The organism is Moraxella tarda, from assembly GCF_035181405.1.
Classification (GTDB): Bacteria; Pseudomonadota; Gammaproteobacteria; order Pseudomonadales; family Moraxellaceae; genus Moraxella.
The window spans coordinates 394034-404121 of record NZ_JAYGGV010000002.1 but is presented as its reverse complement, the minus strand read 5'-3'; the positions used below and the strand labels follow the sequence as shown (position 1 = coordinate 404121).

Below are 10088 nucleotides of genomic sequence, written 5' to 3'. Positions count from 1 at the left end.
AGGTGGCAACAATCCAAATGCAGGTGCATTGGCAACGCCTACCAACTGGGAACAAATCGCTACCGACATCAAAGACACAGCAGGCGTACTATTACAAACGCAGTAGTATTTAACCTAAAAAAACGCCAATCATACGACTGGCGTTTTTTATTGGAGTTTTTATGAAAGTTTTATATTTTACTGATGATTTTAGTCAAAAAAATCAAGATTTTGCAAAATCTCATGGTTTAACCATTCGTAACAAGCACGCCTATGGGCAGATTGATTTTTTAGAACCATGCGATGCGGTGTGTGGGGAGGTACCAAAGGCTTATTTGGAGACATACCCTGTATTTGATTTGTCTGATGAACCTAGCACCAAGACGGTAGAGCTAACGGATGAGCCAGACGAGCAACCAAAAGCCAAACCAAAGGCAAGCAGGACGAAAAAAGAGCCAGTTTAACGGCTTTGGAGGGGTTGATGATAACTTTGGCATCTGTAAGCCTAAGCCTACAAACGCCTTTTGACAACAAGCGTGCTGTCATGCTGGCTAATGCTTGGCTAAAACAGCACAGGCTGGTTGAGTTTGATGATGTGCCTGATGATGTCTTGATGGCAGGAGCACTCATTGCAGAGGCGGTGGCTGATGGTGATATGTATCAAGGACGCTCTGAGGGCGTGGTGGTCTCCAAGTCTGTCAAGGCAGGTGAGGTGTCCACTGCTAAGACTTATGCCAGTGGTGCAGATGGTATGGCAATCAGTGCTAATGAACAAATGGCATTGGCATTGATTAAGCCATACCTTCAAAAATTTGAAACACAGGTCATGGTAAGGCGGTACTGATGCGACAAGAAATCACTGACGAAATTAAAGTCGCTTTTGATACCGACTTAAAAGATGCGGTCAAAGACTTTACAGGCATTCGCAGGCAAATATCAGACGATGATTGGCTGATGAATGGCGAAGGTAGCACCAGCCAAATCAAATATGGCGGTCGTGGTGTGTTCACAGGTTATCATGCTCATGAGATTGATGGCAACACGATTTTACAAAATGATGTGAAGCTCATTTGCTTACAATCAGAAATAGACCGCACGCCCATGCTTGATGATGTCATTAATGATATGCGCGTGATGGCGTTATCTGCCGACCCTGCTGGCGTGTCGTGGGTGATTCAGCTAAGGGGTGTGTCATGAAATGGGATAAAAGCCCAGATGCCATCATAGGTGAGCTAGAAAAGCAACTCAACGAAACATTAAACACGCTGATTGCCACCACCTACAATAATATTGTCGCCCTATCGCCAGTAGATACAGGGCGATACAAAAACGCCCACCACTTCTCGCACGGCAGTCCAAGCCATGCAAAAAGTGGAGCGACAGTGCTACAAATACCTGTGGGGGATTACCGCCCTATTTACATTCAAAACAACCTACCGTATGCCTTACGCATTGAAAATGGCTGGTCAAAACAAGCCCCAAGCGGTGTGTATGGCAATGCGGTGAATAGTGCGTTGGCAAGTTTGGGCTAATCCTTAAAGACAGCATCAAAGACAACATGGGCGATTATGAACAGCTTAGAAATTGAACGGCTCATCATGAGCCATTTTGTCAAGTGGGAACACTTTAACCAAGCACACACAGCAAGGGCAAACCGCAATTTTACACCGCCTAAAAGCGGTATTTGGTATCGCATCAGTATCTTAGGCGGTATCAACCACATTGCCAGTCTGTCTGATACGCCTTGTGTGCGTGAAGTGGGCACGGTCATTGTGCAAATCTTTGATAATGACGGAGGCGGTACAAAGAACATCAAGCAAATGGCGGACAGCTTAGCCAAACATCTAGGCTGTATCATGCTTGATGATTTGGAGCTGTTAGCCCCAAGCATTGTCAATGTGGGGGCGAGCGGTGGATTTTATCAGATGAATGTTAGCGTGCCGTATCGGTATGGTTAAAAAAGATTGGCATTTACTGCCACTTCATAGTCGCTTTGTGGCAACTTACCTTGCTTGTAAAGCCAGCTCGCCACTTCTGCCCACGCATACAACGCTGAACCTGACAAAATGCCATAAACAGGCTTGGGGAAATTGCCAGCACCTCGTTTATTATTGGCATAATTGGTCAGCGTGGTGCGTGATACATTTAGGCGTTTTGCTATTTCTGCCAGAGATGACACCCCTCTTTCTTGTAGGATTAAGTCGCTAAACCCTGCTTGGCGTAGATTATCAAGGGCGGTAGAAATTGCTGTTTTGGCATCTATGGCTTGTCGGTCAAATTCCAAATAAACCATATCATCAAAAGTGCATAGCAAGGCATCATCTAGCCCTGCATTAAACAGCTTATCCTCTAAGTCGTCATCAAAAACAGCGTCTCGTACAACAATGGTAAAGTGATAAGTATTCATTGGTTTACTCCTGTGCATTCGTTTACTTTGCGTATGATTTGCTTGGCGTGATTTTGTGGGTTTCTTGGGGTACTCCACACACTCATTTGGTGGGTGCTATGTCCAAAATTACAACGCAAGCGACAGTAGGCGTGGCTAGATTTACCGCTATCAACTAAATGCCAACCATTGTCTAGGGCATACTGTATGGCATTGCTAATTTCTTTATTGGGGTGGTGTTTTATCATTAGCCCTTGATTTTATTTGTTATAATAATACAGATGATAACATTTGTAAACACTTTTTAACCGCCCAAATGGGCTTTTTTATGGAGTAAATGTTTATGTCTCGTGGTTCAAGAGTTCAAGTTAATTATGCACCGCAAACGACCGATGAAGTGCCAAAAACAGGTTGGAAAGTCCTGCCGTATAAATCCAACGGTTTATCGGTATCTTTTGAAAATACACAAAGCGAAACCATTACCGATGGTCGCATCAGCTCGGCAGGATTGGTAACATCAGGGTCATTATCTGGTGATGTTGAGGTGGAGTTTTCTAAAGATGTTTACGATGAGTTATTGTCGGCGGCAGCTTGTAACAATTGGTCTGACAAGACCCTAAGCTTTGGCGGAGATGTTGTCAAAAAATATGCCATAGAAGTTGCTTTTAAAGATGTTGGTATTTTTCACTATTATGGCGGTGTGCGTGTCAATACTTTTGAGCTGTCGTTATCAGACAGTGGCTATGCAACAGCAAAATTCGGCTTAATGGGTTCTGATTATAAAAACCAAAATGATACAGCATATAGCAAAACGCCAACACCAGCAGGTCAGCTACAGAAAGTTATTTCGCTGTCTGTTGAAGACATCAAGATTGATGGTGTTACTACTAAGGGCGTAGCGTGTGCGACGGCATTTGATTTTAAGCTGGATAACAATATCCAAGAACAACGCTGCCTAGGCGGTGGCATCTTTGCAGGCAATTTGCTTGAAATGATGGCAAAAATGGACGGCAGTTTGACCCTAGCCTATGGTAAAAAAGCCCAAGAAATTGTCAATAAGCAGGTAACAGGTGCGACAGTCGCCATTGAACTTACCTTAAAATTTTCTGATAACTCAAAGTATGTGCTAACCATTCCAAAGGCACAAGTATCAGGCGAGACACCAAGCGGTGGCATGAACGACATCATCAATCAGTCTGTGACTTATACTGTTGTTGAGCAAGCACCAACCATGACAAAAGTTTTGGCAGACTGATGGAGAAAATACGATGAAAATTACAAAACGAGAAAAACAACAATTAAAAACACCCCTTGTGAATGGGTGGATTATGGCAATGGCGTTGCATTTGAGATTTATGGTGCGTCGCATCCGCTTTATCAGCAAGCCAACACCAAGCACCGTGTGCGTGAATTCACCGAAGACCTGTTAAATCTGTCTGATGAAGATGGCTTGGAGACATTCCCAAAAATCGTCGGTCAGTATTTGATTAAAGACTGGCGTGGTGTTACTGATGAAGATGGTGAGGAGTTGCCTTGCAATTGTGATAATTTTGTAGACATGGTGCTTTGTGTTGATGGGCTGTTAAATTTGGTGGTTGGCCAATCTTATGACATTCAGAACAAGCACGCACAGCAGGTAGAAACCACCAAAAAAAAGCCGTCCAAAGGTGGCAATACCAAAGGTTAGAGCTGTCTGACTTTGACATACAAGTCAGGCAGTATTTGGGGCTTGAAGTGCCAAAAGAGCCTGAAAATAGCCATGCCATCAGCATGATTATTCATGTTTTTTATATGGCAAGCCGTGCTAGGCGATATATTGGCATGACAGGCACGCCCCTGCCCTTGACGGTAAAAGACATCAGTGATGTGGTGGATGCACACCCTGCTATGATAGACAGAGAAACCTTAGATGCTGGTGTATTTGCCATTGACGATGCTCGGCTTGTGGCGTGAGTGAAAAAATAGCCAGATAAGTAAAAACCCTTGATATTGGTTGTATCAAGGGTTTTTAAATGAAAGGCGGTCAAAAGACCTTTTTTATTAAATCGCAATCTTATGCCAAATCCGCCATAGCAAGCTGTGCTAAATAGTTAGAACGGCTTTTGTATAAAGACTTATGGGCATTTACCTTATCATCAATTTTGGTGATAAGTAGGCTTGGCAAGGTTACATTGATTTTCTCTGCCTTGCCCATAAAGGCGGATATATCCACTTCTACCACTGCCCATAGCATACCGTCATAGTCGCTATTGCCTTGGTGGTAAAAAATGGGCTTGGCGGTAGGTAGTGTATCGCCGTCTTCTGCCATGCTTTCTAGGTGTAGGCTGATGGCTTCATGGGCATTTTTAATTGCTTCTTCTGGTGTATCACCTGCACTAAAACACCCTGCAATATCAGGCACAATCACGCCATAGCATTCATGTTCATTGGCAGGTTTTTCAATGGCAATGGGAAATAACATAATCTTTACTCCGTTAATGTGGGTTAAAATGCCTGTAAGGGGGTTGGGTTATTCCAACCCTGCTTGTTTGATGATGCTTTTTAGTGTACCTATTGGCAAATGCTCACGGCCGTTTGGAATGGTTACTTTGCCTGCTTTGGTTGGGTGCTTGTAGTGCTTATGAGAGCCTTTTTGTGCCACAAGATACCAACCATCATCGGTCATTCGTTTTATCATCTCATCGCTACTTGGTGGCATTTTTAAACTCCGATTTGCTGAATATAGAGTTATTATAACTCTAAATATAAATTAAGTCAAGAGTTATTGGGGTTATTTTTATAAAATACTTTTGCTTAATAAGACAAATAAATCAGAATGATACAAATGGCAAAAGCCAATAAACCAAGATTTGACTTCAAAACCCTCTAAGTTTGAGCTTGTGGGTTTTTTATTGGGGATTAACATGACTAATTATGGTGTTCGCCTAGAAATTAGCACAGGCAATACAGAACAGCGACTGCAAACCCTAAGACGAGAGCTGGCAAAAGTTGAACAAAGTGGCTTAAAAATGACCAGCAGTCTAAATGGGATGGTCATTAGCCAAAGTGTAAAAATGCTGACCGATACGATTACCAAAATGGGGCGTGGGTCAAGTAGTGCCAGTTTAGATGTGGAAAAATTACAGCGGCAGTCTCGGTAAAGCGTAATAGCTCTTTTTCAGCGATGCCTGCTTGCCGACTTTGCTGATGTTTTTGGTGAATTGAGCGGTGTTTGCCGCCACATGAATCTCAATACCCAATGACATGAATTTCTCCAATGAAAAAGCACTCATTACGAGTGCCTTGTGTTGGTTGTTAAGCGTCATTCGCTCAACGACAAATAGCTGGTGCTTTTGGCGTGGCGTTTGAGTTTTTCGCTGTTCTTGGTGCTGGCTTTGACAAACAAACTGCGTCCATCATCAAAAATAAGCTGCAATAAGTGCATTTTGTTGACACCCAACAGCGAACCCATCATAGCCCCTGCCATGCCAACGACCACACTGTCGGTAGCAACAGCCAACGCACCACCAAGCAACGCACCATCTACAAAAGAAGGTCGGTAATCGCCATCTTGAGTGATGATTTCATTGACTTGGGCAAGGTTTTCTTGACGCAGTACGATATTTTTGCCAGTGTGCAGGCACTTCAAGGAAAAGCCACCCAGCATATAATATAAAGGTTGTTTTTTGTCAAAATCATCAGAAGCAATAAATTGTAGCCGCATGAGAACTCCACATCACAAACGCTCATCTCATCATACCCTAATCCCTACGCCTTTTCAAGCCGATCAAACATACGCATTAAGGCTTCACTTTGCCTTTGTAGCTCCTGCTCTTTTTTGAACTGCTCGTATTCTTCTCGCATCTCATCTATCATCGGATTGGGATCAACGGGCAAAAAGTCAGCAACCGTGCAATTTGTACCGCCCGCTTTGGCATAGAGTAAATAGGCGGTTTGCAAATCCTGCCTAAACCCACCGAACGGATCGATGCGGTCGTAGGCTTGCCATTCGATAAGCTCATCATAAGACAAACCTCTTTCAAGCTCGCTCACCGTCCGCCCCAGAGCAAGAGCGAGTTTAAACAAAAACCGACGCTTAGGGTCGGTTATGAGTTTTTTTCGTATTCGTCCACTTCTTTACCGAAGTTCACACGGCTCACTGCTTCGATGATTTGACCGACCACTTTGGCGTCTAGTGCTAGGATTGTCTTGTCGTCTTTGTCGTCAAAGATTCGCTCGCCATCTTCATCGCACACGCCATATTTGACCATCGCCACAGACAGCTGATCAGGCTGGTCAGCAAGTTTGGCAAAATGTGCCTGCTCGCCAACATTGATACGGCGGACGAATAGGGGCGTGTCAACACCATCAAGGGCTAGGGCGACAGGTTGATTGACCGCTTGGATTTGGCGGATTAGGGTGTCTTTTAAAGAGTTTTTCATAAGGGTTTCCTTTTTAATATTCACTTGATTTAAAATTTCTGCTATAATTTCAAGCATATTCAATCCTTTTCTACGCCAAAAGGATTGAATAAAAACCCCAAAAGTTAGCCGCTTTTGGGGTTTTGTTTTAGGTAGAATCAGCCACCAATCACCGTCACATCGCCTGTGATAGAAATCGTGCCTGTTTTACGCAGTTTTTTCTTGGTGTCTTCGTTATCCAAGGCAAGCTTTGAGATGATCCCCTTAAACTGACGAGATTCGCTTGTGGCTTTAACAAATTCCAGCTTAAAGGTCAGCTCCGCCCCTGATTTAAAGGCGGTGTTGATGATGGTTTGACCTTCGTCTTGGGGTTCATGCACCAGCTCAAACTCAATCTCAGACTCTTCTTTAAAATCAACAACTGCCTTGACCGTGCGTTTATCATCAGTGGCGGTTACCTCGTCCATGACCTTTTCTTCGGTGGGAACACCGCATTTTGTAAATGCTCTACCTTTTTAAATGCCTGCCCATCAGCGGATACAGACAAGGTGTAATAACTGTCTAGCAGGTTTGCAACATTTTTCGCCATAAAAGATTCTCCTATTTGGCTTGGTGGTTAAAAAATACATCAATGCTGGCACGATATAAGCCCTCATCAATACTAAAATGAGTGCCGTCATGCTCACTCATGGGCAGCTCATCAAATCTATCTAAAATCTCGCCATACAAGGCAAGCAGCTCATCATAATCGCTGTGATAAGCGTCCAATTGCACTCGCACCCGTTCGTGTCCTGTGATGCCGTCCAGCGTGGTAATGGGCATTGTGCTGATGATCTGATAAATCACATAAGGTGGCGTGTCGTCTGCCGTCTTTGGGATCAGGTGCGGATAAACACGACCTGCGACCAAAGGCGATAGGGCGGTGTAAAGTAGGGTGCTTGCGTTCATGGGTCTTCCTTGGATAATTTTAGGTAATAAAAAACCCACCAATAAGGGTGGGTTTTGGATTTGGGTGACAATGATCAATCTGCCTTAATTTTGTCCAACTCCGCCAAAAACGGCTTGATGACTTCTGGGGATATTTCGATAACCTTTTCTTGTTTGCCGTACAGTTTTAGTTTAAATCCCTCTGGTTTTTGCGTAGTAGCTCTTCGCTAATGTTAATGCCGACAGTTTCGATGCTGGTACAAGGCAAGCCCATACTTGACAAGCTACAATCTGCATCTGAGTCAATTTTGCTAATGTCGTAAGAGTTTCCATTCGTGTCTCTTGCTGCACTAAAATGCATCCAGCCAGTGACTGACTTATTGATCAGATAAATCTGCAATACTACAAGTTTGCCAGTTCTCTTGCTGTAGTTACCTCTTAGCAAATAGTAATCATTAAATAAATCTGTCGATAAGCTGTACATACCATCAAATTCATCATATTTCGATCTTGCTTTGATGGTAATCGGTGTGAGCGATTTGCCAAAGATATGTAGCACATCTTGGTCTGTCAGCTTACTACCATCAGCTTTGCGAAAATCGACAGACGGCAAGTTGTCTTTATAATAAATGGTTTTACACGATGGCGTGACAAATTCGGTCGTGCCTGCAAGGTTTCTCTTGTACGGCTTGCCACCAATTGCAATGTTCCTAGTTTTCAACTTGTAAAAATCTTGAGTGTATTTTGTTGGTACATTGGTTTTTAATACTTTTAAATCAGTATTAACAAAATCTAAATAATTTTTGTTGCTTAAAGAGTGCGTAAACGTACTTGTTTTCTCAGACAGAACAAAAGAATTGCTCATGTATTTTCCTGTGGTTTCAGTAACTCTATATGCATCTCCAGCAATTTGATCATAATTGCAATTTGCATAGGTGGTGGCGCTCAAACACGCCAAAACGCTGGTTAATAACAGTTTTTTCATCTTGCACTCCTTAAAAATAAGCAAATATACAACATAAAATAACCAATACTCACCCAAAAATCAAGCCTAGTCAGTGTACTTTTTGATGTTTTTGGCAAGTTGAGCCTTAAATCGCTCAACTGCCTCGTCTTTGTTATTGTCAAAGGCAGGGCGGAGAAAGGGTGTGGCTGGCATTTTGGCTGTGCCTTTTTCCAAAAAATGCCAATATCTGGGGTAGATTTTTTGTTTGCTGCCACGCCCCACAAAAATCATCACCGCCGCTCCATGCTGATAATAACGAGCCTTGACACGCTTTCGGCGAATGGCGGATTTTAACAAGCCAGGCATGACGGTGATGGTTTTGCCTTGATATTGCATTTGGTGCGGTTCTTTTGCTTTGGTGGTGTCAGTCAGCCTGCCTAGCAAGTTAAATACATTCCGCAAAAACAAGTTTAATGAGGCCATCAAAGACAAAAGACCAAAACTCTAATAATATTCAAAACAAAACCTCAGTCGTCAAACTGGGGTTTTGGCTATCAAAGTAGCTCTGTGCACATAATAGCACGATATTTGGTTTTGAAGGTGTTGATAAGATTTATGCCGATTTAATCGGTATGACCACTGGCACAGCTGATAATACTGTCTTTTAACTCGCCCGTATCGGCCAAGTTTTGTTCCACCAAAAGTCTTACGCCCCTATATTCGCCCGCCAAAGCCGTTGCAGTTCAAATATGTGCGTGATAGACTAAACTATGCAACTACAGCATACCCACATGAACTGGTTGCTATATCTACCAGTGAGAGTGTAATAAGGCGGGCACTTAAACAACTCAACAAAGAGCTATTGGGGCAAATAGATAGCTTTGCTAAATCAATAATGGAGGTCAAAACCAATGAGCAACATAAGCAGAGCACAAATACTGGAGTTAGCAAAACAAACGATGATGGGCGTATACCATCAAGCACCCAAGCAGCTGCAACAAAAATACCGTCATCTGCCCAAACAAATCAAACAGACTCAAACGACCACAGAGGTCAGTATGGCAGTCAAACCGCTGTGGGAGGAACTAAAACAGCTCAAAGAGCAAAAGGCTTCAAAGATTTAGAAATTGAGCAACAAGAAAATTCTAAGTCAGTTCAGACCACCAAAATCTTTAACACCAAAGACATCAAAAAAGCCATTGATGCTCGTCAAAAAAATTGCACCTGTCAAAGCATTGTTTGATGCTTATATGGGTGTGGTAGAAAAGCACTATCCAAATCTGACATTAAACTTTGTCAAAGAGGGTGGATTTAATGCTTATTATCAAAACAGCCAAATCACTGTCAATGAACAAGTGTGGGAGAGCTTGGCGGATAATGATAAGGTGCGATCTTTGTCTTGGTGATTAATTGTAACCGTTGAGACAACAAAAAACCCCTGAATAATCAG

Annotated in this window: 25 protein-coding genes; 12 read left to right on the top strand and 13 right to left on the bottom strand. The window is 42.9% G+C overall.

Features of this window, described 5'->3' with window-relative positions; genetic code table 11:
• The 6 genes from U9670_RS04435 to U9670_RS04410 all read left to right on the top strand — a co-directional run.
• Positions 1-106: major capsid protein (locus tag U9670_RS04435; protein WP_323841599.1), on the top strand; the 106-nt coding region annotated here is incomplete at its 5' end.
• 55 nt (positions 107-161) lie between these two features.
• On the top strand, positions 162-443 hold the full coding sequence (locus tag U9670_RS04430; RefSeq protein WP_323841587.1) for a hypothetical protein: 282 nt from the start codon (positions 162-164) through the stop codon (positions 441-443).
• Between the two features lie 17 nt (positions 444-460).
• Positions 461-823, top strand: coding sequence for a hypothetical protein (locus tag U9670_RS04425; RefSeq protein WP_323841586.1), 363 nt, complete (start codon positions 461-463; stop codon positions 821-823).
• Positions 823-1176, top strand: a complete 354-nt coding sequence (locus tag U9670_RS04420; protein ID WP_323841585.1) for a glutamate 5-kinase — start codon at positions 823-825, stop codon at positions 1174-1176. Before U9670_RS04425 ends, U9670_RS04420 begins: the two co-directional genes overlap by 1 nt.
• Positions 1173-1511 (top strand): HK97 gp10 family phage protein, encoded by a 339-nt coding sequence (locus U9670_RS04415; protein ID WP_323841584.1) that lies wholly within the window; start codon positions 1173-1175, stop codon positions 1509-1511. The genes U9670_RS04420 and U9670_RS04415 overlap by 4 nt, the downstream gene beginning before the upstream one ends.
• 36 nt (positions 1512-1547) lie before the next feature.
• A complete protein-coding gene (locus U9670_RS04410; RefSeq protein WP_323841583.1) occupies positions 1548-1937 on the top strand; it encodes a phage tail terminator-like protein in 390 nt (129 codons plus the stop codon).
• On the opposite strand, the gene U9670_RS04405 is transcribed toward U9670_RS04410, so the two are convergent.
• Entirely contained in the window at positions 1934-2386 is a 453-nt protein-coding gene (locus tag U9670_RS04405) for a helix-turn-helix transcriptional regulator (RefSeq protein WP_323841582.1), read from the bottom strand. The genes U9670_RS04410 and U9670_RS04405 overlap by 4 nt on opposite strands.
• A complete protein-coding gene (locus U9670_RS04400; protein ID WP_323841581.1) occupies positions 2383-2613 on the bottom strand; it encodes a hypothetical protein in 231 nt (76 codons plus the stop codon). Before U9670_RS04400 ends, U9670_RS04405 begins: the two co-directional genes overlap by 4 nt.
• 95 nt (positions 2614-2708) lie before the next feature.
• On the opposite strand from U9670_RS04400, the gene U9670_RS04395 reads away from it, so the two are divergent.
• The 3 genes from U9670_RS04395 to U9670_RS04385 all read left to right on the top strand — a co-directional run bounded on the left by U9670_RS04395 (position 2709) and on the right by U9670_RS04385 (position 4318).
• A complete protein-coding gene (locus tag U9670_RS04395; protein WP_323841580.1) occupies positions 2709-3620 on the top strand; it encodes a phage tail tube protein in 912 nt (303 codons plus the stop codon).
• A 66-nt stretch (positions 3621-3686) separates the two neighbouring features.
• Positions 3687-4052: a phage-derived protein YdaY family protein gene (locus U9670_RS04390; RefSeq protein ID WP_323841579.1), complete on the top strand. Its 366-nt coding sequence runs from the start codon at positions 3687-3689 to the stop codon at positions 4050-4052.
• 47 nt (positions 4053-4099) lie between these two features.
• Complete coding sequence (locus U9670_RS04385; RefSeq protein ID WP_323841578.1) at positions 4100-4318, top strand: hypothetical protein; 219 nt, start codon at positions 4100-4102, stop codon at positions 4316-4318.
• 100 nt (positions 4319-4418) lie between these two features.
• Here the strand turns inward: U9670_RS04385 and U9670_RS04380 are convergent, their stop codons facing one another.
• Both U9670_RS04380 and U9670_RS04375 read right to left on the bottom strand, forming a co-directional pair.
• Positions 4419-4826: a type II toxin-antitoxin system HicB family antitoxin gene (locus tag U9670_RS04380; RefSeq protein ID WP_323841577.1), complete on the bottom strand. Its 408-nt coding sequence runs from the start codon at positions 4824-4826 to the stop codon at positions 4419-4421.
• 48 nt (positions 4827-4874) lie between these two features.
• Entirely contained in the window at positions 4875-5063 is a 189-nt protein-coding gene (locus U9670_RS04375; RefSeq protein ID WP_323841576.1) for a type II toxin-antitoxin system HicA family toxin, read from the bottom strand.
• 205 nt (positions 5064-5268) lie between these two features.
• On the opposite strand from U9670_RS04375, the gene U9670_RS04370 reads away from it, so the two are divergent.
• Entirely contained in the window at positions 5269-5505 is a 237-nt protein-coding gene (locus U9670_RS04370; RefSeq protein WP_323841575.1) for a hypothetical protein, read from the top strand.
• On the opposite strand, the gene U9670_RS04365 is transcribed toward U9670_RS04370, so the two are convergent.
• The 9 genes from U9670_RS04365 to U9670_RS04325 form a co-directional block, all read right to left on the bottom strand.
• Positions 5485-5637, bottom strand: a complete 153-nt coding sequence (locus U9670_RS04365) for a hypothetical protein (protein WP_323841574.1) — start codon at positions 5635-5637, stop codon at positions 5485-5487. The two genes, U9670_RS04370 and U9670_RS04365, sit on opposite strands and share 21 nt — an antisense overlap.
• A gap of 29 nt (positions 5638-5666) precedes the next feature.
• Positions 5667-6068: a hypothetical protein gene (locus U9670_RS04360; protein ID WP_323841573.1), complete on the bottom strand. Its 402-nt coding sequence runs from the start codon at positions 6066-6068 to the stop codon at positions 5667-5669.
• Between the two features lie 44 nt (positions 6069-6112).
• Entirely contained in the window at positions 6113-6430 is a 318-nt protein-coding gene (locus U9670_RS04355; protein WP_323841572.1) for a phage tail assembly protein T, read from the bottom strand.
• A 20-nt stretch (positions 6431-6450) separates the two neighbouring features.
• On the bottom strand, positions 6451-6786 hold the full coding sequence (locus U9670_RS04350; protein WP_323841571.1) for a phage tail assembly chaperone family protein, TAC: 336 nt from the start codon (positions 6784-6786) through the stop codon (positions 6451-6453).
• 137 nt (positions 6787-6923) lie between these two features.
• Positions 6924-7232 carry a hypothetical protein gene (locus tag U9670_RS04345; RefSeq protein WP_323841570.1) on the bottom strand — a complete coding sequence of 103 codons (309 nt, stop codon included), beginning with the start codon at positions 7230-7232 and terminating at the stop codon, positions 6924-6926.
• Positions 7220-7354 (bottom strand): hypothetical protein, encoded by a 135-nt coding sequence (locus U9670_RS04340; protein ID WP_323841569.1) that lies wholly within the window; start codon positions 7352-7354, stop codon positions 7220-7222. The genes U9670_RS04345 and U9670_RS04340 overlap by 13 nt, the downstream gene beginning before the upstream one ends.
• 11 nt (positions 7355-7365) lie before the next feature.
• The gene (locus tag U9670_RS04335) at positions 7366-7713 is read right to left on the bottom strand and encodes a gp17 family tail completion protein (protein WP_323841568.1); all 348 of its coding nucleotides are present in this window, start codon (positions 7711-7713) and stop codon (positions 7366-7368) included.
• A gap of 166 nt (positions 7714-7879) precedes the next feature.
• Positions 7880-8677: a hypothetical protein gene (locus U9670_RS04330; RefSeq protein WP_323841567.1), complete on the bottom strand. Its 798-nt coding sequence runs from the start codon at positions 8675-8677 to the stop codon at positions 7880-7882.
• A gap of 66 nt (positions 8678-8743) precedes the next feature.
• Positions 8744-9121 carry an HK97-gp10 family putative phage morphogenesis protein gene (locus U9670_RS04325; RefSeq protein WP_323841566.1) on the bottom strand — a complete coding sequence of 126 codons (378 nt, stop codon included), beginning with the start codon at positions 9119-9121 and terminating at the stop codon, positions 8744-8746.
• Positions 9122-9549: 428 nt separating this feature from the next.
• Between U9670_RS04325 and U9670_RS04320 the strand changes: the two genes are divergently transcribed.
• Positions 9550-9762: a hypothetical protein gene (locus U9670_RS04320; RefSeq protein WP_323841565.1), complete on the top strand. Its 213-nt coding sequence runs from the start codon at positions 9550-9552 to the stop codon at positions 9760-9762.
• Positions 9763-9840: 78 nt separating this feature from the next.
• Positions 9841-10044: a hypothetical protein gene (locus tag U9670_RS04315; protein ID WP_323841564.1), complete on the top strand. Its 204-nt coding sequence runs from the start codon at positions 9841-9843 to the stop codon at positions 10042-10044.
• The last annotated feature ends 44 nt before the right edge of the window (positions 10045-10088 follow it).

Coding starts and splice junctions, on each gene's coding strand:
- U9670_RS04315 (WP_323841564.1), top strand. CDS start 9,841: ATGCTCGTCAAAAAAATTGCACCTGTCAAAGCATTGTTTGATGCTTAT.
- U9670_RS04365 (WP_323841574.1), bottom strand. CDS start 5,637: ATGAGTGCTTTTTCATTGGAGAAATTCATGTCATTGGGTATTGAGATT.
- U9670_RS04340 (WP_323841569.1), bottom strand. CDS start 7,354: ATGGCGAAAAATGTTGCAAACCTGCTAGACAGTTATTACACCTTGTCT.
- U9670_RS04425 (WP_323841586.1), top strand. CDS start 461: ATGATAACTTTGGCATCTGTAAGCCTAAGCCTACAAACGCCTTTTGAC.
- U9670_RS04395 (WP_323841580.1), top strand. CDS start 2,709: ATGTCTCGTGGTTCAAGAGTTCAAGTTAATTATGCACCGCAAACGACC.
- U9670_RS04360 (WP_323841573.1), bottom strand. CDS start 6,068: ATGCGGCTACAATTTATTGCTTCTGATGATTTTGACAAAAAACAACCT.
- U9670_RS04415 (WP_323841584.1), top strand. CDS start 1,173: ATGAAATGGGATAAAAGCCCAGATGCCATCATAGGTGAGCTAGAAAAG.
- U9670_RS04330 (WP_323841567.1), bottom strand. CDS start 8,677: ATGAAAAAACTGTTATTAACCAGCGTTTTGGCGTGTTTGAGCGCCACC.
- U9670_RS04380 (WP_323841577.1), bottom strand. CDS start 4,826: ATGTTATTTCCCATTGCCATTGAAAAACCTGCCAATGAACATGAATGC.
- U9670_RS04325 (WP_323841566.1), bottom strand. CDS start 9,121: ATGGCCTCATTAAACTTGTTTTTGCGGAATGTATTTAACTTGCTAGGC.
- U9670_RS04410 (WP_323841583.1), top strand. CDS start 1,548: ATGAACAGCTTAGAAATTGAACGGCTCATCATGAGCCATTTTGTCAAG.
- U9670_RS04420 (WP_323841585.1), top strand. CDS start 823: ATGCGACAAGAAATCACTGACGAAATTAAAGTCGCTTTTGATACCGAC.
- U9670_RS04370 (WP_323841575.1), top strand. CDS start 5,269: ATGACTAATTATGGTGTTCGCCTAGAAATTAGCACAGGCAATACAGAA.
- U9670_RS04350 (WP_323841571.1), bottom strand. CDS start 6,786: ATGAAAAACTCTTTAAAAGACACCCTAATCCGCCAAATCCAAGCGGTC.
- U9670_RS04335 (WP_323841568.1), bottom strand. CDS start 7,713: ATGAACGCAAGCACCCTACTTTACACCGCCCTATCGCCTTTGGTCGCA.
- U9670_RS04345 (WP_323841570.1), bottom strand. CDS start 7,232: ATGGACGAGGTAACCGCCACTGATGATAAACGCACGGTCAAGGCAGTT.
- U9670_RS04405 (WP_323841582.1), bottom strand. CDS start 2,386: ATGAATACTTATCACTTTACCATTGTTGTACGAGACGCTGTTTTTGAT.
- U9670_RS04375 (WP_323841576.1), bottom strand. CDS start 5,063: ATGCCACCAAGTAGCGATGAGATGATAAAACGAATGACCGATGATGGT.
- U9670_RS04320 (WP_323841565.1), top strand. CDS start 9,550: ATGAGCAACATAAGCAGAGCACAAATACTGGAGTTAGCAAAACAAACG.
- U9670_RS04430 (WP_323841587.1), top strand. CDS start 162: ATGAAAGTTTTATATTTTACTGATGATTTTAGTCAAAAAAATCAAGAT.
- U9670_RS04400 (WP_323841581.1), bottom strand. CDS start 2,613: ATGATAAAACACCACCCCAATAAAGAAATTAGCAATGCCATACAGTAT.